The 18773-nt window shown below is 64.8% G+C and carries 21 protein-coding genes; 11 read left to right on the forward strand and 10 right to left on the reverse strand.

Annotated features, from left to right (window positions below; translation table 11 throughout):
• Position 1: 1 nt before the first annotated feature.
• Complete coding sequence (gene hemC / locus FJ419_RS22045; protein ID WP_140698236.1) at positions 2–925, reverse strand: hydroxymethylbilane synthase; 924 nt, start codon at positions 923–925, stop codon at positions 2–4.
• A gap of 103 nt (positions 926–1028) precedes the next feature.
• Between hemC and tsaD the strand changes: the two genes are divergently transcribed.
• The 6 genes from tsaD to FJ419_RS22075 all read left to right on the forward strand — a co-directional run bounded on the left by tsaD (position 1029) and on the right by FJ419_RS22075 (position 5063).
• Positions 1029–2114 carry a tRNA (adenosine(37)-N6)-threonylcarbamoyltransferase complex transferase subunit TsaD gene (gene tsaD / locus FJ419_RS22050; RefSeq protein ID WP_181170781.1) on the forward strand — a complete coding sequence of 362 codons (1086 nt, stop codon included), beginning with the start codon at positions 1029–1031 and terminating at the stop codon, positions 2112–2114.
• Positions 2111–3112 (forward strand): NAD(P)H-dependent glycerol-3-phosphate dehydrogenase, encoded by a 1002-nt coding sequence (locus FJ419_RS22055; RefSeq protein WP_140698241.1) that lies wholly within the window; start codon positions 2111–2113, stop codon positions 3110–3112. The genes tsaD and FJ419_RS22055 overlap by 4 nt, the downstream gene beginning before the upstream one ends.
• Before the next feature lie 15 nt (positions 3113–3127).
• A complete protein-coding gene (locus FJ419_RS22060) occupies positions 3128–3424 on the forward strand; it encodes a YciI-like protein (protein ID WP_140698244.1) in 297 nt (98 codons plus the stop codon).
• A gap of 93 nt (positions 3425–3517) precedes the next feature.
• Positions 3518–3943, forward strand: a complete 426-nt coding sequence (locus tag FJ419_RS22065; RefSeq protein ID WP_140698247.1) for an EVE domain-containing protein — start codon at positions 3518–3520, stop codon at positions 3941–3943.
• The gene (locus FJ419_RS22070; protein ID WP_181170778.1) at positions 3898–4596 is read left to right on the forward strand and encodes a methyltransferase; all 699 of its coding nucleotides are present in this window, start codon (positions 3898–3900) and stop codon (positions 4594–4596) included. Before FJ419_RS22065 ends, FJ419_RS22070 begins: the two co-directional genes overlap by 46 nt.
• 50 nt (positions 4597–4646) lie before the next feature.
• Positions 4647–5063: a DUF1761 domain-containing protein gene (locus FJ419_RS22075; protein ID WP_140698253.1), complete on the forward strand. Its 417-nt coding sequence runs from the start codon at positions 4647–4649 to the stop codon at positions 5061–5063.
• 110 nt (positions 5064–5173) lie between these two features.
• Here FJ419_RS22075 and gcvA read toward each other — a convergent pair whose 3' ends face one another.
• Positions 5174–6094 (reverse strand): transcriptional regulator GcvA, encoded by a 921-nt coding sequence (gene gcvA / locus FJ419_RS22080; RefSeq protein ID WP_140698256.1) that lies wholly within the window; start codon positions 6092–6094, stop codon positions 5174–5176.
• A gap of 130 nt (positions 6095–6224) precedes the next feature.
• On the opposite strand from gcvA, the gene FJ419_RS22085 reads away from it, so the two are divergent.
• Positions 6225–6473 carry a hypothetical protein gene (locus tag FJ419_RS22085; protein WP_140698261.1) on the forward strand — a complete coding sequence of 83 codons (249 nt, stop codon included), beginning with the start codon at positions 6225–6227 and terminating at the stop codon, positions 6471–6473.
• Between the two features lie 87 nt (positions 6474–6560).
• Here FJ419_RS22085 and FJ419_RS22090 read toward each other — a convergent pair whose 3' ends face one another.
• Entirely contained in the window at positions 6561–7031 is a 471-nt protein-coding gene (locus FJ419_RS22090) for a L,D-transpeptidase (RefSeq protein ID WP_246676469.1), read from the reverse strand.
• Here FJ419_RS22090 and FJ419_RS31225 point away from each other — a divergent pair.
• From FJ419_RS31225 to FJ419_RS22100, 3 genes are all read left to right on the forward strand, one after another.
• Positions 6928–7212, forward strand: a complete 285-nt coding sequence (locus tag FJ419_RS31225; protein WP_246679309.1) for a hypothetical protein — start codon at positions 6928–6930, stop codon at positions 7210–7212. The two genes, FJ419_RS22090 and FJ419_RS31225, sit on opposite strands and share 104 nt — an antisense overlap.
• 29 nt (positions 7213–7241) lie before the next feature.
• Entirely contained in the window at positions 7242–7925 is a 684-nt protein-coding gene (locus FJ419_RS22095; RefSeq protein WP_095769573.1) for a response regulator transcription factor, read from the forward strand.
• 265 nt (positions 7926–8190) lie between these two features.
• Positions 8191–8646, forward strand: a complete 456-nt coding sequence (locus FJ419_RS22100; protein ID WP_140545468.1) for a cyclic nucleotide-binding domain-containing protein — start codon at positions 8191–8193, stop codon at positions 8644–8646.
• Positions 8647–8927: 281 nt separating this feature from the next.
• On the opposite strand, the gene xth is transcribed toward FJ419_RS22100, so the two are convergent.
• From xth to tesB, 7 genes are all read right to left on the reverse strand, one after another.
• A complete protein-coding gene (gene xth / locus FJ419_RS22105) occupies positions 8928–9734 on the reverse strand; it encodes an exodeoxyribonuclease III (RefSeq protein ID WP_140698267.1) in 807 nt (268 codons plus the stop codon).
• Positions 9735–9958: 224 nt separating this feature from the next.
• A complete protein-coding gene (locus FJ419_RS22110; RefSeq protein ID WP_140545470.1) occupies positions 9959–10627 on the reverse strand; it encodes an outer membrane lipoprotein carrier protein LolA in 669 nt (222 codons plus the stop codon).
• 351 nt (positions 10628–10978) lie between these two features.
• The gene (locus FJ419_RS22115) at positions 10979–13657 is read right to left on the reverse strand and encodes a DNA translocase FtsK (RefSeq protein WP_140698270.1); all 2679 of its coding nucleotides are present in this window, start codon (positions 13655–13657) and stop codon (positions 10979–10981) included.
• Positions 13658–13881: 224 nt separating this feature from the next.
• On the reverse strand, positions 13882–14160 hold the full coding sequence (locus FJ419_RS22120) for a hypothetical protein (protein WP_140698272.1): 279 nt from the start codon (positions 14158–14160) through the stop codon (positions 13882–13884).
• A gap of 266 nt (positions 14161–14426) precedes the next feature.
• The gene (locus FJ419_RS22125; protein WP_210241672.1) at positions 14427–15608 is read right to left on the reverse strand and encodes an ammonium transporter; all 1182 of its coding nucleotides are present in this window, start codon (positions 15606–15608) and stop codon (positions 14427–14429) included.
• Between the two features lie 195 nt (positions 15609–15803).
• The gene (locus FJ419_RS22130; RefSeq protein WP_006327120.1) at positions 15804–16142 is read right to left on the reverse strand and encodes a P-II family nitrogen regulator; all 339 of its coding nucleotides are present in this window, start codon (positions 16140–16142) and stop codon (positions 15804–15806) included.
• 247 nt (positions 16143–16389) lie between these two features.
• Positions 16390–17253: an acyl-CoA thioesterase II gene (tesB, locus tag FJ419_RS22135; protein WP_140698276.1), complete on the reverse strand. Its 864-nt coding sequence runs from the start codon at positions 17251–17253 to the stop codon at positions 16390–16392.
• Positions 17254–17355: 102 nt separating this feature from the next.
• Here tesB and FJ419_RS22140 point away from each other — a divergent pair, with 102 nt between their 5' ends.
• Entirely contained in the window at positions 17356–18633 is a 1278-nt protein-coding gene (locus tag FJ419_RS22140; RefSeq protein ID WP_140698278.1) for a ubiquinone biosynthesis hydroxylase, read from the forward strand.
• Positions 18634–18773 lie beyond the last annotated feature (140 nt).

The following is an 18773-nucleotide window of genomic DNA, read 5'->3' on the forward strand; positions in this document are numbered from 1 at the left end:
CTCAGGCCCAGCCGTCGAAGAATGTCGCACCAGCCCTGGCGCGGACCGTGCGCGCCGCGTCCAGGCCGATCTCCGCCGCGTCGGCAGCCTCGCCTTCCAACCGGACCTCGTGCGATTGCGTGCCGTCGGGCGAGATGATCAGCCCGGCGAAGGAGAGTTTCTCGCCCGACACCGTCGCATGGCCGGCGATCGGCGTGCGGCAGGAGCCGTCGAGCGCGGCGAGGAAGGCGCGCTCGCAGGTGAGCGCCTGGCCGGTCGGCACATGATGGATCGCCGCCAGCATCATCTCGACGTCGCGGTCGCCGATGCGGGTTTCGATGCCGATCGCGCCTTGCCCCGGCGCCGGCGGAAAAGCCTCCAGCGGCATCAGGTCAGTGACGACATGTTCGAGGCCGAGCCGCTTCAGCCCGGCATAGGCAAGGATGGTGCCTTCGGCCACGCCCTCGTCCAGCTTGCGCAGCCTGGTCTGCACATTGCCGCGGAAGATCACCACGTCGAGATCCGGCCGCATGCGGCGGAGCAGCGCCTGGCGCCGCAGCGATGACGATCCGACCGTGGCGCCATGCGGCAGGTCGGCGATCCGCTTCGCCGTCTTGCCGATGAAGGCGTCGCGCGCGTCCTCGCGCGGCAGGAAGGTGACAAGCTCCAGCCCGTCGGGCAGCACCGTCGGCATGTCCTTCGACGAATGCACGGCGATGTCGATGCGGCGCTCGAGCAGCGCTTCCTCGATTTCCTTGGTGAACAGCCCCTTGCCGCCGGCCTCCGACAGCGGCCGGTCCTGGATGCGGTCGCCGCTGGTCGAGATCGGCACCACCTCGAACGCCTCTTCGGGCAGGCCATGCGCCTGCATCAGCCGCGCCCGCGTCTCATGCGCCTGGGCCAATGCCAGCGGGCTGCCGCGTGTTCCGATTTTCAAAGTTTGCATGGCGCGCGGTCCGTGATAACCCCCGGGGCAGCTTGAGGTCTGCCGGGCCTTTTCCTAATTGGGATTGGCCGGTGATACAATCATAGAGGCCAGCGACCAATTGATCCGCGTTCTGGGCATTGAGACGAGTTGCGACGAGACGGCGGCCAGCGTGGTGGCGTTGGACGGCGTCGCCGCGCCCGAAATCCTGTCCAACATCGTGCTCAGCCAGATCGAGGAGCACGCGGCCTTTGGCGGCGTCGTGCCCGAGATCGCTGCGCGCGCCCATGTCGAGGCACTGGACGGCATCGTCGAGGCAGCGCTCGCCGATTCGGCCGTGTCGCTCGATGAGGTCGACGCGATCGCCGCGACAGCAGGGCCGGGTCTGGTCGGCGGGCTGATCGTCGGCCTGATGACAGCCAAGGCAATCGCCGCCGCCACCAACAAGCCGTTGATCGCCATCAACCATCTCGAAGGCCACGCGCTGACGGCGCGGCTGACCGACGGCCTCGATTTTCCTTATCTTCTCCTGCTCGTTTCCGGCGGCCACACCCAGATCGTCGCGGTGCGCGGCGTCGGCGATTACCAGCGCTGGGCGACCACCATAGACGATGCGCTGGGCGAAGCCTTCGACAAGACCGCCAAGATGCTCGGCCTGCCCTATCCCGGCGGCCCGAATGTCGAGAAGGCGGCCGCCAGCGGCGATGCAGGCCGCTTTGCCTTCCCGCGCCCGATGAAGGGCTCGGCGCAGCCCGATTTCTCCTTCTCCGGTTTGAAGACGGCGGTGCGCCAGGCGGCGACGGCAATCGCGCCCTTGAGCGACCAGGACGTCGCCGACATCTGCGCCTCCTTCCAGGCGGCGGTGGCGGACGCGCTGGGCGATCGTGTCGGCCGCGCCCTTGCCCGGTTCCGCCGGGAATTTCCGGACCAGGCGAAGCCGGCGCTGGTCGTTGCCGGCGGCGTCGCCGCCAACCGCACGATCAAGGCGACGCTCGAAGTGTTGTGTTCCGAGGCCGGCTTCGCATTCGTCGCGCCGCCGCAGAAGCTTTGCACCGATAATGCGGCGATGATCGCCTGGGCCGGCATCGAGCGGCTGCGCGCCGGCATCGCCGACGAAAACGCCGCCGATTTCGTGCCGCGCTCGCGCTGGCCGCTCGACAGTGTTTCCGCGCCCCTGGTCGGCTCGGGCCGGCGTGGTGCCAAGGCATGACCAAGAGGAGCACGAGCGGCTGGCGCATCTCGGTGCTGGGCGGCGGCGCCTGGGGCACGGCGCTGGCGCTGGCCATGCTGCGCGCCGGCCATGACGTCCGGCTCTATGCGCGCGACACTGAGACCGTCGCCGCCATTGCCCGCGGCGAGAACCCGCGCTACCTGCCCGGCGTCAGCATCGAGCCCGGCATCGCGGCCACCAGCGACATTGCCGCGGCGCTTGACGGCGCCGACTGCGTGCTCGCCGTGACGCCGGCGCAGTCGCTGCGCGCTGTGCTGGCCAATGCCCGCAACCATGTTCCCGCAGGCGTGCCGCTGGTACTCTGCGCCAAGGGTATCGAGCGCGACACCGGCGCGCTGCTCTCGGCGATCGTCGAGGAGAGCCTGCCGGGCAATCCGGTCGCGGCACTTTCCGGCCCGAGCTTCGCCAGCGACGTCGCGCGCGGCCTGCCGACGGCCGTGGTGGTTGCCGCCCGCGATGCGGAATTGGCGGCCGAGCTTGCCGCGCGCTTCTCAGCGGAGAACCTGCGCTGTTATTCGAGCGACGACCTGATCGGCGTCGAGATCGGCGGCGCGCTGAAGAACGTCTTTGCCATTGCCGCCGGTGCCGTCACCGGCGCGGGCCTCGGCGCCAGCGCCCAGGCCGCCATGGTGACGCGCGGCTTCGTCGAATTGCGCCGCATCGGCGCCGCTTTCGGCGCCCGGCCGGAAACGCTGATGGGGCTTTCCGGCCTCGGCGACCTCTTGCTCACCTGTTCTTCCGCGCAGTCGCGCAATTTCGCCTATGGCTTGGCGCTCGGCCAGGGCAAGCCGCTTGCCGGCCTGCCGCTGGCCGAAGGCGTGCCCACGGCGGGGATTGCCGCCCGCATCGCCGCCGAGCGCGGCATCGAGGCGCCGATCATCTCGGCCGTTGCCGCCATCCTCGACGGCAAGGTGACGATCGGCCAGGCCGTGACCGCGCTGATGACAAGGCCGCTCAAAACCGAAACCGACATCTGACCATCGGAGTTGAAAATGCTGTTTGCGTTGATTTGCAAGGACAAGCCCGGCAGCCTGCAGCTGCGCGTCGACACGCGGCCGGCGCATGCGGCGTTCCTGGAAGGCCTGATCGCCGAGGGCAAGCTTGCCTTTGCAGGGCCTTTCCTCGACGCCGACGGCAAGCCCGACGGCAGCCTGGTGATGATCGAGGCGCCGGACATGGCTGCTGCCCAAGCCCTGGCTGCCGCCGACCCCTACGCCAAGGCCGGCCTGTTCGAAAGCGTCGAGATCCGTGTATGGAACTGGGTCTTCCAGAAGCCCGCCGGCGCATGATCGTTCGCTGCTCTCGCCGCAATGACGGCGAGAGAGTAAGCATAGACGGGAACGTCATGCGTGGCGGTGCGACAAAGCGATGGGACAAACGATATGAACTACTGGCTGTTCAAGTCCGAACCCTCGGTCTTTTCCTTCGAGGCGCTGAAGGCCAAAGGCAAGGCCGGCACGCAATGGGACGGCGTGCGCAACTACGCCGCCCGCAACAACATGAAGGCGATGCAGATCGGCGATCTCGGCTTCTTCTACCATTCCAATGAGGGTCTCGACATCGTCGGCATCGCCGAGGTCTGCGCGCTGGCGCATCCCGACACCACCACCGACGATCCGCGCTGGGAATGCGTCGACATCCGCGCCTATAAGGACGTACCGAGGCCGGTGACGCTGGAAGAGGTGAAGGCCAATCCCAAGCTCGTCGAGATGGCGCTGGTCCGGCTCGGCCGGCTTTCCGTGCAGCCGGTGACGCCGGCCGAATGGAAAGAGGTCTGCCGCATGGCCGAGCTCAATCCGGCGCCGTGACGAAGCTCACGCCGAGAAGCGCGAGAAAGTTCATCCTCGACAACACGGCGCTGATGGCGCCGCCGCATGTGCCGGAAGTGCTGCTGCACCTCGCCGACGAGGCGCATGACCTGTGGCTGCGCACCGAGGAGGAGCTGGCCGAGATCGGCCTGCCGCCGCCCTTCTGGGCCTTTGCCTGGGCCGGCGGCCAGGGCCTCGCCCGCTATGTGCTCGACAATCCAGGAACCGTGCGCGGCAAACGGGTGCTCGATTTCGCCTCCGGTTCCGGCCTTGTCGCGATCGCAGCGATGAAAGCCGGCGCGAAGCAAGTAATCGCCGCCGACATCGACCCGTTCTGCGAGACGGCAATCGCCATCAACCTCGAAGCCAACGGCGTTGAAGCGCAATTCCGCGGCACGGATTGCGTCGGCATCGACGATGGCTGGGACGTCGTGCTTGCCGGCGACGTCTTCTACGACAAGGCTTTCGCCGACAGGCTGCTGCCCTGGTTCGGATCACTGAAGGCGCGCGGCGCCGAGATTCTCGTCGGCGATCCCGGTCGCGCCTATCTCCCCAAGACCGGGCTGCAACCGCTTGCCGTCTACCAGGTTCCGGTGACGCGCGTGCTGGAAGATGCCGAGGTCAAGCGTACGACCGTCTGGCGCCTTGCTTGACGGAACGACCGAACAAGCGTTCCATCGCCTTCAACTTGGAGGGGAAAAGCATGGATTTTTCGGTCCTGAACTGGCTGGCGGTGGTCGCCGCCGCAGTCGTCGCATGGTTGTTCGGCGCCGCCTGGTACATGGGCTTGAGCAAGCCTTGGCTGAAGGCCGCCAAGCTCGACCCGGCCACCATGCAGCGCTCGGTCGTTCCCTTCGTCGTCAGCTTCATCGCCGAGCTGATCATGGCGCTCGTGCTGACGTTGGTGGTGGGCGCCATAACCGGCGGCGAGCCGAACCCGATCGCCGGGTTGCTATTCGGCTTCGTGCTTTGGCTGGGCTTCATCGCCACCACGCTCAGCGTCAACCACCGCTATGAAGGCTTCGGCTGGACCCTGACGCTGATCGATGCCGGCCACTGGCTGGGCGTGATGCTGATCATCGGCGCCGTCATCGGCTGGTTCGGCGCGCCGGCTGGCTAAAGCAATTCCAGGAAAAGTGCGTAGCGGTTTTCCGTCCGGAATTGCGCGGAAACAAGTATTTTGAGCGGTTCGGCGATTCTGAGAAACACTGAACCGCTCTAAACCGGCCGTCATGTCGGCGTCTTCGCCGCCTCCTCGGTAAGCCATTCGCGAAAGGCGACGACGCGCGCGTCGTCCTTCGCCGCCTCGGGATAGACCAGGAAATACGCGAATTCCGGCGCGACCTTGATGCCGAGCTCGAAGGGCCTCACCAGGCGTCCCTGCGAAAGGTCGTTGGCGACCATGGCGAAGTCGGCGAGCGCCACCGCGTTGCCGTCGAGCGCCGCCTGGGTGGCATCGGTCGACGACCCGAAGACCAGGGTGCGGCTGTCGTCGAAATCGTCGACGCCGGCCGCGTGCATCCACATGCTCCAATTCGGCCAGGTCACGCCCTGCCGCGACCATTCGATATGCGCGAGCGTGTGGTTGAACAGGTCGCGCGGCTCCTTGAGCGGTGGACCTGACGCCAGCAGCGCCGGGCTGCACACCGGGATGATGATGTTCTCGAACAGCCGATGGGCGCAGAGCCCCGGATATTTGCCGGCGCCGAAGCGGATGCCGACATCGACGTCGTCGAGGTCGAAATCCCGGACATCGTAGGTGATGTCGAAGCGCAGCTCGATGCCCGGCTTTTGCTTGCGGAAGTCATCGACGCGGCGCATCAGCCATTTCGTCGCGAACTGGGCGTCGAGCGTCACCTTCAGCAGCGCCGTGCCGCGGGTCATCTTGCGGGCGCGGCTGACGGCGCGGTTCAGCAGGTCGAGCGCATCGACCGAGGCCTCCAGCAGCACATTGCCTGCCTCCGTCAGCCGGATAGTGCGGCTGGTGCGCGTGAACAGCACCAGTCCGAGCTGATCCTCGATCTCCTTGATCTGGTGGCTGACCGCCGCTGGCGTCAGGCCGAGCTCGTCGGCCGCGCGGGTGAAGTTGAGATGCCTGGCGGCCGCTTCGAACGTCCGCAGCGCTCGCGTTCCGGGCAGCAGCTTGGACATGCGATCTCCAAATAAAACTTGATAATCGGAAAAGAACTACTCGTTTCCCGTTTGTTTTTCAATCCGGCATCATAGCTTCATCGAAACACTGTAAAACCGGATTTGATATCCGGAGAACACGGATAGAGCCATGTCTGAAATCGCCCTGAAGTCCTGCACCACCCTGGAATCCCCTTCCGGCTTCGCCCTTTGGCTGCGTTCGGCACGCGATTGGCTGCGCCAGGCTCGCGTCGCCGCCCGGCTGTCCCACGATCCGATCGAAGACCTGTCCGACAGCCAGTTGCGCGACATCGGCGCCGGACGTCGGGACGTCGCGAAAACTATGGACAAGGAGCTTCGTGAGATCGGGCTGCTCGGCACGGGCTGGCATCGCCGCTAAGGGAGTAGGGAAATAAGGCAGTAAGGCAATAGGGAAAGAACCACCTACTGCCTACTGCCTACTGCCTACTGCCTACTGCCTACTGCCCTACCGAACCACCTTCACCACCGTCCTGTCCGACAGCAACGGAAGCAGCCTCGCCATGGTCCGCGCCGTCACCGCCACGCAGCCTTGCGTCGGCGTGAAGCCCGGCCGGGCCAGATGGAAGAAGATCGCGCTGCCGCGCCCGCGCCGGCGCGGTGCGATGTTCCAGTCGAGCACCAGGCAGACATCATAGAGCCGGTCGTCGCGCTTCATCCGCTCATGGCTGGCGCCATAGGGGATCTTGACCGGGCGGTTGTAGTTGCGGTCGTCCGGAACCTCGCACCAGCCGAGATCCGGACCGATCGGGGCCATCGGCAGCCTCGTCCTGCGCCCGCCCGCGAAATGATCGCCCCGGAAATAGCCAGACAGGATGCGCATCGACGCCAACGGCGTCGCGCCGTCCCCCTCATGTTTGTTGGCGGAGATGCCGCCGCGCCCCAAAGCGCAGGGAAACACCGTTTTGCCGGCTTGCAGGAAGCCTTGCGCGGGGTTGCCGGGGCGTGCGCGCACCACCAAAACACTCAAGCCCTTCGGCAAAAATGCGCCCGACGCATTGCGCGAACGTTTTTTCTTGTATGATTGGGTCACGGAACAAATCACTGTGATCGGCTGTTGCGCCGGTGAGCTTCCGCATAAATGGGGGGAGGTCAACTGAATATTCTTTTTAAAACAACGGATTGATCCATGACATCACGCACCATTCTGATCGTCGATGACGACGACGACTTGCGCGCCACCCTGGTTGAGCAGCTGGCGCTCTACGAAGAATTCGACGTCCAGCAAGAAGCGACCGCCGCAAAAGGCGTTGCCGCGGCGCGCAGCGGCGTCGTCGATCTGCTCATCATGGATGTCGGCCTGCCCGACATGGATGGCCGCGAGGCGGTGAAGATCCTGCGCAAGGGCGGCTACAAGGCGCCGATCATCATGCTGACCGGCCACGACACCGATTCCGACACGATCCTGGGTCTCGAGGCCGGCGCCAATGATTATGTGACCAAACCTTTCCGTTTCGCCGTGCTGCTCGCGCGCATCCGCGCCCAGCTTCGCCAGCATGAGCAGAGCGAGGACGCGACCTTCTCGGTCGGCCCCTACACGTTCAAGCCCAGCCAGAAGCTGCTGATCGATCCGCGCGGCGCCAAGGTGCGGCTGACCGAGAAGGAAGCCTCGATCATCAAATACCTCTACCGCGCCGACCAGAAGGTGGTGACGCGCGACGTTCTTTTGGAAGAGGTCTGGGGCTACAATTCCGGCGTCACCACGCACACGCTGGAGACCCATGTCTACCGGTTGCGCCAGAAGATCGAGCGCGATCCTTCCAATGCCGAAATTCTTGTGACAGAAAGCGGCGGCTACAAGCTGGTTCCTTAAACATTTCATGATCAAGAACAATTCCAGGAAAAGTGTGAAACGGTTGGGCTCGGCGGCTTCGCCGAGGACGACTGTCCGGAATTGCGTCGAAACAAACATTTAGGGCGGTCGGGCGGGACCGCTTCGGGTACGATCCTGGTGCTGGAGGGTGATGGGTCGGCTCGTTGCTCGCATCGCATGATGCACGGTGGAGCGTTTCGCGCGCCCAGGAGGGCGCGCCGCTCCAAAGGAGGGACTGGACTGACCGCTCGGGGACACAGCTAGGATGGCGCTGGATGACGACATCCGCATTCTGTCAAGCGTGAAGCTTTTCCAGGGCTTCACGCAGGAACAGCTGCGCCTGCTCGCCTTCGGCGCCGAGACCACAGTGCTGCAGGCCGACCATAAGCTATACCGCGAGGACGATGTCGCCGACTCTGCCTATATCGTGGTCAGCGGTTTGATCGCGCTCTATCGGGAGCTGGGCGGCAAACGCGTCCCGATCGGCACGGCAGGCCCAGGCACCATGTTGAGCGAACTGGCGCTGATCGCCGATACCAACCGGCTGACCAGCGCCTCGGCCGCGGTCGACTCGGAAGTGATCCGATTGAGCCGCAAGATGTTCCACCGGATCCTGGAAGAATATCCGGAGATCGCGGTGCTGTTGCATGACCGCATCCTGGAGGAATTCCAGCAGATGATCGCCCGCATCGAGGAACTGGCGCCAAGGTTTACGGAATAGAAGCTCCGGCCAGAAAGCGCCTTCGTCATTCTAGGGCGGAGCAAGGAGCGAAGCGACGCGCGCAGACCCTAGAATTCATTCCGTGACGTTGACGCTTCGCCGCGTTGCAGAATGAGATTTTCTGGGCGAAGCGGCCTGCCCAAGGCTTCTTTGTTCTGCATCGTTGCATCCTTCGGCACCGGTAACGGAATGGATCCTAGGGTCTGCGCGCCGCTACGCGGCGCTCCGCCCTAGGATGACGAACGCGAAGGTTTGCGTCTCTTAACCGCCGACGTCGAACCTCAATCCAATTCAAACTTCGCAATCACCGGCACATGGTCGGACGGCTTCTCCCAGCCACGCGCCGCCTGCAGGATCTCGTAGCCGGCGAAAGCCGGCACCAGGTTGGCGGACGACCAGACATGGTCGAGGCGGCGACCGCGGTTCGAGGCTTCCCAGTCTTTCGCGCGGTAGCTCCACCACGTGTAGAGTTTCTGCTCGGCCGGCACGTTGAGCCGCATCAGGTCGACCCAGCCGCCGGCCTTGCGCATCGCCTCGAAATTTGTCGTCTCGACCGGCGTGTGGCTGACGACGTTGAGCAATTGCTTGTGCGACCAGACGTCATGCTCCTGCGGCGCGATGTTCAGGTCGCCGACCAGGATCGAGGCGGATGATTCGTCCCCGCTCGCCGGTACGGAGTTCATCTCGTAGACGAAATCGAGCTTGTGGCGGAATTTGCAGTTGATCTCCGGATCGGGCTCGTCGCCGCCGGCCGGCACGTAGAAATTATGCACCAGCACCGACTTGCCGCCCGCCTGCACCTTGACCGACAGATGCCGGCTGTCATCGATCTCGCAGAACCGTCGCTTTTCGACCAGCTCGATCGGGCGGCGGGCGACCGTGGCGACGCCGTGATAGCCCTTCTGGCCGTGGAACACGATGTGCTCGTAGCCCGCCTTGCGGAAGGCTTTTTCCGGGAACAGCTCGTCGGGGACCTTGGTTTCCTGCAAGCAGAGCACATCAGGCGCGTGCTCTTTCAGGAGCCGCTCGACGATCGGCATGCGCAGACGCACGGAGTTGATGTTCCAGGTGGCGATGGTGAAGGGCATTCAGGCGGGGTCCGGCAAGAGATCGCCGTTCTAGTGCCAGCCGCGCGCCGTAAACACAAGCCGGACTATGCCCTGCTCCGCTTGTAGGTTCGCTGAGATTCAGGTCAGGACGAGCCGAGAATGGTGGCTACCGAGAACCGGAGCGGAGCGTACTTGAAGTACGTGAGCACCGGAAGCACAGGAAGCCGCCATTCGCAGGCCGGCCTCACTGAATATCGGCGGACCTACCTGGTCTTGGTATTCAGCTCTCTATTCGCCGTATAGTCGATCGCGAAAGTGTCCGCCGGGAAGTTGCCGCCTTCCTTGACATTGAAGATCATTACCGTCGTGTCTTTCCCTTGAGCGTCGGTGATCGTCCACTGGCGCAGCTCGTAGGTCTTCGGATCGAACATCATGGTGATCGTCGCATTGCCGAACACCGATTTGTCGGAAAGCTTGATGGTGGTGAGGTCGTCCTCTTCCTTGACGGCCTTGACGCGCCCGCCGGATAGGTCGATGCGGTCGTCGAGCAGCAATTTCAGCGGCGTCTTCGACAGTGGGTAGAGGTCGGAGGTGTTGAGCTTCTTGTTGAGGATCACCACCGACTTGCCGTCGGAGATGACGCGGAAGTTCGAGGATCCGTCATAGTTGAAGCGGATCTTGCCCGGACGCTCGAGGAAGAACTTGCCGCCGGTCTGCTCGCCTTTCGGCCCGAACTGCACGAACTCGCCACTCATCGACTTCACCGAGGAGAAATGGTCGGCGATCTTCTGCGCCGCTGGCGGTACCGCGGCCTGCGCGGCGGCCACGAGCTGATAGCCCGGCACGAGATTGAGAGCGGCGGCTCCGCCAAGCATCAAGCCGAGGCCAAGGACCTGGCGGCGGGTGAGGGCGAATTCGGTCTGGGTCTTCATGCCGGTCACTTTCTGTGATTCGTATGGTGGCAGTATCTGGACTCCCACTAGGGCCTAAGTTTGGCGGGTAGGCGAGAGCCCGCATTGAACGCGCCAGACGATTTCCGGTTGCCTGCTGACCCGGATCGGTGTCTCGCCGCGCCACGGTTTGTCGAGATTCAGGTCAGGCCGAGTCGAAAATGGTGGTTTCCGAGAACCGGCCTACGCCGGCCGTAGCCTTCATAGAGCGGAGACACTTATGAGGGCTCCGCTCCGGCGAAGGCCGGAGCGGAGCGTACTTTTCGTACGTGAGCACCGGAAGCGCAGGAAGCCGCCATTTGCAGGCCGGCCTCACCTGAATATCGATAAGCCCTAGAATTTGTCCTCTTCCGTCGGCACCAGGATCTCGCGTTTGCCGGCATGGTTAGCTGGGCCGACAATGCCTTCCTTCTCCATCTTCTCGATGATCGAGGCGGCGCGGTTGTAGCCGATGCCGAGCCGGCGCTGGATGTAACTGGTCGAGGCCTTGCCGTCGCGCAGCACCACCGCCACCGCCTGGTCGTAGGGATCGTCGGAATCCTCGAAATTGCCGCCGCCACTGCCGCCGGAGCCGCTCTTGCCCGACGGACCGTCCTCGTCGTCTTCCTCGTCGTCCTCGGTGATGGCGTCGAGATATTCCGGCACGCCCTGCAGCTTCAGATGTCCGACGACCTTCTCGACCTCGTCGTCCGAGACGAACGGGCCGTGGACGCGCTGGATGCGGCCGCCGCCGGCCATGTAGAGCATGTCGCCCATGCCGAGCAGCTGCTCGGCGCCCTGCTCGCCAAGGATGGTGCGGCTGTCGATCTTCGACGTCACCTGGAAGGAGATGCGGGTCGGGAAATTGGCCTTGATGGTGCCGGTGATGACGTCGACCGACGGGCGCTGCGTGGCCATGATGACGTGGATGCCGGCGGCGCGCGCCATCTGCGCCAGGCGCTGCACCGCGCCTTCGATGTCCTTGCCGGCCACCATCATCAGGTCGGCCATCTCGTCGATGATGACCACGATATAGGGCATCGGCTCGAGATCGAGGTCCTCGGTCTCGTAGATCGCCTCGCCCGTCTGGCGGTCGAAGCCGGTCTGCACCGTGCGAGAGATCTTTTCGCCCTTCTTCTCGGCCTGTTGGACGCGCGCGTTGAAACCGTCGATGTTGCGCACGCCGACCTTGGACATCTTGCGGTAGCGGTCCTCCATCTCGCGCACCGTCCATTTCAGCGCGACGACCGCCTTCTTGGGATCGGTGACGACCGGCGTGAGCAAATGCGGGATGCCGTCATAGACCGACAGTTCCAGCATCTTGGGGTCGATCATGATCAGCCGGCATTCCTGCGGCGTCAGCCGATAGAGCAGCGACAGGATCATGGTGTTGATGGCGACAGATTTGCCCGAGCCGGTGGTGCCGGCGACCAGCACGTGCGGCATCTTGGCGATGTCGACGATGACGGCCTCGCCATTGATCGTCTTGCCGAGCGCCAGCGCCAGCTTGGCCTTGGTCGTCTCGAAATCGCGGCTGGCCATGATCTCCCTGAGATAGACCGTCTCGCGCTTGGCGTTGGGCAGCTCGATGCCGATGGCGTTGCGTCCCGGAACGACGGCGACGCGGCAGGCGATCGCGCTCATCGAGCGGGCGATGTCGTCGGAAAGGCCAATGACGCGCGAGGACTTGATGCCGGGCGCCGGCTCGAGCTCGTAAAGCGTGACGACCGGGCCTGGGCGGACATGGATGATCTCGCCCTTGACGCCGAAATCCTCCAGCACGCCTTCGAGCAGGCGCGCGTTCTGCTCCAGCGCGTCCTTCGACAGGCTTGCATCCTTGGCGATGTTCTTCGGCTCGGACAGGAAGTGCAGCGACGGCATCTCGAACGTGTCGGACCCGATCAGCGAGGTCTGCGCCTCGCGCTGGACGCGGGCGCCCGGCACCGGTCGCGCCGCTGGCGCCGCGACGCGGGTCGCGGCATCGGAGCGGAAATTCTGTACCCTGGCGCCCGGCGCGGCGCGGCGCTGGGTGGGCGCCTCGTCGTCGAAATCGTCAACCTCGGCGTCTTCGTCCTCCTCGTCGCCGAAAATGTCTTCATCGACCGGATCGACTGAAACGCTTCGGTCATTGACCATGGCGGCGAAGAATTCCGGCTCGACGCGGGCGCGGCCGCCGGGGCTCATGCGGGCCTCGGCGAACTCGGCCGATTCGACCCGCTCGGCCGCGCGCCGCCAGGCGCTTGCCTTCGGTTCCAGCGACGGTTCGAACTCGTCGCGCTCGCGCCTGCGCCGCTCGGCGCGGCGGTGCAGGAAGGCGCGGAACGACAGCCACCAATGGGTGATGGCGCCGAGCGCGAGTATCCCTTCGTCGCCCTCGTCCTCATCCTCGTCGAACAGCATCTCGTCCTGCTCGCGCGGATCGGGCCGGACGACGCGCTCGGTGACGGCAAAGCCGTTCTTGCGCGCGATCAGCGCCGAGCCATAGGCGAACAGCCACAACATCGGCGCGGCGAGGATGACCGCTACGATGCTGGCGAACAGCCCTTTCGGATAACCGCCGACCGCGATGCCAGGGATTTTCAGCACCATGTCGCCGAACACGCCGCCGAGGCCGGTGGGCAGCGGCCAGGTGTTTGGCGGCGTCACGCAGCCGGCGATGGCCGCGGCGGTGAGCGCAAAGCCGAACCATGCGAAGCCGCGCTTCGGCAATTTGTCGACGCCGCGCGCGGAAAACAGAAGGAAACCCCAGATCACCGCCGGCACCAGCCCCGCGACGGCGGCAAGGCCAAAGAACTGCATGGCGAGGTCGGAGAACACCGCGCCGGCATAGCCCATGGCGTTGGTCACGACGTTGCTGGTGGCGTGCGAGAAGCTCGGATCGGCGACATTCCATGTGGCTAGAGCGGCAATGCCGAAGGCGGTGAACAGGAACAGCCCCGCGCCGACCAGCCGCCCGACCTGACGCCGTGCGAATGCCTGGATGCCGTGCCCCGTATCGGTCAGCGCGAGCGGTGCTGAAGCGCCTGAACGCATGCTCTTCCCCGTGATCGTTGCCTGGCCGGGCGCATGGCGCATTCCGGCAGATTCGAACGCCAGACTATCGGGGGGAAGGTTAAGGCCGCATTAACCATGGGCCTTTACCCGCATGGCGCGGAGACCATGGCGCGGAAACAAAGATGGCAGGCCTCGCGGCCCGCCACCTCCCTGTCTTCAAACGCGGATAGGATCAGGCCCTTCCGGGACCTGACCTTCCACGATCACTTGTTGGCGCCGCCATAGGCCATGAGATTGGCGCAGAATTCGGCGTGAGGCTTGCTCATCGCCGCGTCCTGGCATTCCTTCATCATCATGTCCTGCTTGTCCTTCGGCATCGAAGCCCAAGCCGCCTTGAAGTCGGCTTCCGGCTTCATGGTCTTCATGCTGGAGTCGGTGAAGAACGGGGCCATGTTGGACGGCTCATCGAGAGCACCGGCGAGTGCAACGCCGCTGATCATCGAAAGAGCCATTGCTCCCAGGACGATGTTCTTGATGTTCATCAGGTGGTTTCCTTCCCTCTTGTTCTGGCGGACGCCTTGATGACGCTCGCTATCCCAGTACGGAATCTGACGGGCTGATGTTTCATTCCGACGGATCAAGTGAATGTGATCGAAACGGCTTGGATCATCGCCCGACAAAAAAGGAGGCCCGGAAGGGTGTTCCGGGCCTCAAGGCGTGAGCCCCTTTCGAGAGCGTCACGACGGGATCTTGGGAGGAATTCCGGGCCGGCGGGAGGAGGATCCGCCGGCCCTTGGCGAAGTCTGCCTTACGGCACAACTTCGCCGTGCTGGGTGACGTCGAGGCCTTCGACCTCTTCCTGGGTCGACGGACGCAGGCCGACCAGAGCCTTGACGATGTAGAGGATCACGAAGGTGGCGATCGCCGTCCACAGGATGGTGAAGGCGATGCCGTAGAGCTGCTTGCCGACCGAGGCGTCCTTGCCGAGGGCGTTGATCGCCGGATCTGCCAGCGCGCCGGTGAGCAGCGCGCCGACGATGCCGCCGACGCCGTGGACGCCGAAAGCATCGAGCGAGTCGTCATAGCCGAACGCATGCTTGAGCTTGACCGCCGAGAGGTAGCAGACCACGCCGGCGATGATGCCGACGATGAAGGCGCCGGTCGGGTTGACGAAGCCGGAAGCCGGCGTCACCGCGACGAGGCCGGCGACGGCGCCCGAGATGACGCCGAGCACCGAAGGCTTCTTGGCGACGATCCATTCGGCGAACATCCAGGCCAGCGCCGCGGCGGCGGTGGCGACCTGCGTGTTCATCATCGCCGCGCCCGCAAGGCCATCGGCAGCCAGTTCCGAACCGGCGTTGAAGCCGAACCAGCCGACCCACAGCAGCGACGCGCCGATCACCGAGTAAACGAGGTTGTGCGGCGCCATGTTGGTGGTGCCGTAGCCCTCGCGCTTGCCGAGCACCAGCGCGCAGACCAGGCCCGCGACACCGGCGTTGATATGGACGACCGTGCCGCCGGCGAAGTCGAGCACGCCGGCCGAACCGAGGAAGCCGCCGCCCCACACCCAGTGCGCGATCGGCGCGTAGACGAAGACCAGCCACAGGCCCATGAAGATCAGCAGCGCCGAGAACTTCATGCGCTCGGCGAAGGCGCCGGCGATCAGCGCCGGCGTGATGATGGCGAAGGTCATCTGGAACATCGAGAAGACGAATTCAGGAATGTTCGCCACGCCCGGCGCCCACAGCGTCGAGACGGTGATGCCGTGATGGAAGAATTTCGAGAAGCCGCCGAGATAGGCGTTCGTGGCGCCGCCGTCGGAGAAGGCGAGCGAATAGCCGAACATGAACCACAGCACCGTCACCAGGCAGGTGATGGCGAAGCTCTGCATGATGGTGGCGAGCACGTTCTTCTTGCGCACCATGCCGCCGTAGAACAGCGCCAGGCCCGGGATGGTCATCATCAGCACCAGCGCCGTCGAGGTCAGCATCCAGGCGGTGTTGCCGGTGTCGAGCGCCGGCGCCGGCGCGGCGGGCGCCGCGGCGGTGGCTGCCGGGGCGGCCTCCTGCGCGATGGCGGCGACGGTGCTCACGGCCACGAGCGCGAGCGAAGCGGCCGCGCGTCCCGTCGTCTTCAAGGTGGAAGGAATATTCATTGAACTCTCCGTTGGAATGGGTGTCGCCGCTTAGAGCGCGTCGGTGTCTGTTTCGCCGGTGCGGATGCGTACCGCCTGATCGATGCCGAAGACGAAGATCTTGCCGTCGCCGATCTGACCGGTCTTGGCGGCCGCGGTGATGGCTTCGACAGCCTTGTCGACCATGTCGGCGCCGACCGCGACTTCGATCTTGATCTTGGGCAGGAAGCTGACCGCGTATTCCGCGCCGCGATAGATTTCGGTATGCCCCTTCTGACGCCCGTAGCCTTTGACCTCGGTGACGGTCAGGCCCTGGATGCCGACGGCGGTTAGCGCTTCGCGCACCTCGTCGAGCTTGAACGGCTTGATGATTGCCATCACGATTTTCATAAGGTTTCACCCTTTGCTGTTGCGGTCCCCCGCGTTTGCACACCTTCACCGATCCCGAGGAGCCGGAGAGTGCCCGACAGGATTCAAGCTCCGTGCCAATTGCCGAAGCAGGGGGTTAACCTGTTGTAAACAAAGAGAATGGGCGATTGGTGCACATCATTCGCGCACGGGCATAGCAGCATGCCTGCCTATAAAATAGGCAAAAAATCGAAAATGCTCGTATTCCAGGCAATTGCCTGAAGCCGGCTCAGCGTTTCAGCCGGATCAGGCCTTCCTGGGCGACCGAGGCGATCAGCGTCCCATCCCGGGCGAACAGCGACCCGCGGGTGAAGCCGCGTGACCCTTGCGTCGAGGGGCTGTCCTGATTGTAGAGGATCCAGTCGTCCAGCGAATGGCTGCGGTGGAACCACATGGCGTGGTCGAGGCTGGCGGCCTGGATGTCGCGGTCGAAGATGGCGCGGCCATGCGCGAAGGTCGAGGTGTCGAGCAGCGTCATGTCGGAGAGATAGGCAAGCACCGCCGCCTGAATGGCGCGCTCTTCCGGCACCGGGCCGGTGGTGCGGATCCAGATGTTCTGCTGCGGCTCCAGCTTCTCGCGGCTTGTATAGTGCTTCAGCATCACCGGCTTCATCTCGATCGGCCGGTCGCGCTCCCAGTAGCGCCTGATGCCTTCCGGCACCGCCTCCCCAAATTTGCCGAGCAGCTCGCGTTGTGTGAGCAGCGTGTCGGGCGCCGGCACGTCGCGCGGCATCGGCAGCTGATGCTCGAGTCCGACCTCATCCTGCTGGAAGGACGCCTCCAGCGAGAAGATCGCCTGGCCATGCTGGATCGCCACCACCCGGCGCGTGGTGAAGGAGCCGCCGTCGCGGATGCGGTCGACCTCGTAGACGATCGGCAGCTTGGTGTCGCCCGGCCGCATGAAATAGCCGTGCAACGAATGCACGTGGCGTTCGGGTTCCACGGTGCGCTGCGCGGCGACCAGCGCCTGGGCGATGGTCTGGCCGCCGAAGACGCGCTGCCAGTCGACCTTGGGGCTGCGACCACGATACAGATTGTGTTCGAGCTGCTCGAGGTCGAGAATGTCGAGAAGCTCGTCCATGGCCGCTGTCATGTTTGAAATCCTTCACGGATGTGCCATGGCCGGTTTCGGACAGGACGCGCAAGCAGTCAAGGCCGCAACGGCGGCCTACCGCAGCCGCGAAAGGATGATGCCATGGTCGACCGCAAGCCGGATGCAGCAGGCACCAATGGGAAGCGCGAAGCGCCGCTCGACGTGCTCATCGCCGGCGCCGGCTATGTCGGCCTCACCGCCGCCGTGTCGCTGAAGCAGGCGCGCCATAGCCTCGCCATCGCTATCGTCGACGCGGCCCCCGCCGGCGTCTGGCAGCGCGACGGCCGCGCCTCGGCCATCGCGGCAGCCGCCAGCCGCATGCTGGAACAGCTCGGCGTCTGGGAAGAGATCGCGCCGGAAGCGCAAGCGATCACCGAAATGATCATCACCGATTCGCGCGCCGCCGATCCGGTGCGTCCGGTGTTTTTGACCTTCGACGGCGAGGTGGCGCCCGGCGAGCCCTTCGCCCACATGGTCGCCAACCGCGACCTGAACGGCGCACTGCGCCGGCGCGCCGAAAAGCTTGGCATCGACATCATCGAAGGCATGGCGGTCAGCGCCTTCGACACCAATGGCGCCGGCATCACCGTGCATCTGGCGGATGGCGCGACGCTGAAAGCGCGGCTGCTGGTCGCCGCCGACGGCGTCAATTCGAAATTGCGCGACATGGCCGGCATCAAGACCGTGAAATGGGAATACGGCCAGTCCGGCATCGTCTGCACGGTTGCGCATGAGCGCCCGCACAACGGCCGCGCCGAGGAGCATTTCCTCCCCGCCGGCCCCTTCGCTACACTGCCGCTGAAGCCGGACAAGGACGGCACCAACCGCTCGTCGATCGTCTGGGTCGAGCGCACGGAGGATGCCAAGGCGCTGGTCGAGGGCGACGAGTTCGTCTTCGAGCACGATCTGGAGCAGCGCTTCGGCCTGAAGCTCGGCGAAATAAGAGTTGCCGACAAGCCGCGCGCCTGGCCGCTTGGCCTGACGCTCGCCCGCGCCTTCGTCGCACCGCGCTTCGCGCTGGCCGGCGATGCCGCGCACGGCATCCACCCGATCGCCGGCCAGGGCCTCAATCTGGGCTTCAAGGATGTCGCGGCGCTCGCCGAAGTGGTGGTCGAGGCCGATCGGCTCGGCCAGGATATCGGCGCCCTCGACGTGCTCGAGCGCTACCAGCAATGGCGCCGCTTCGACACGCTGCAGATGGGCATCACCACCGACGTCTTGAATCGTCTCTTCTCCAATGACATCGGCCCGCTGCGCCAAGTCCGCGACATCGGGCTGGGGCTGGTGGAACGCATGCCGAGACTGAAGGAGTTCTTCATCCGCCAGGCCTCGGGCCTCTCCGGCGACACGCCGAGGCTGCTGAAGGGCGAGGCGATCTGATCGATCGTTTGCCGATTGGCGTAGGCCTTTCAACGTCGTCATCCACGGGCGAAGCGGACGCGCAGACCCGAGGATCCTGTGTGTTGATTCCGGTGTATGGTTGAAGTGGGAAGGAGGCCGAGTGGATCTTGGTCGTCCTT

Origin of the sequence: Mesorhizobium sp. B2-6-2, assembly GCF_006440615.1 — a bacterium.
Lineage (GTDB): Bacteria > Pseudomonadota > Alphaproteobacteria > Rhizobiales > Rhizobiaceae > Mesorhizobium.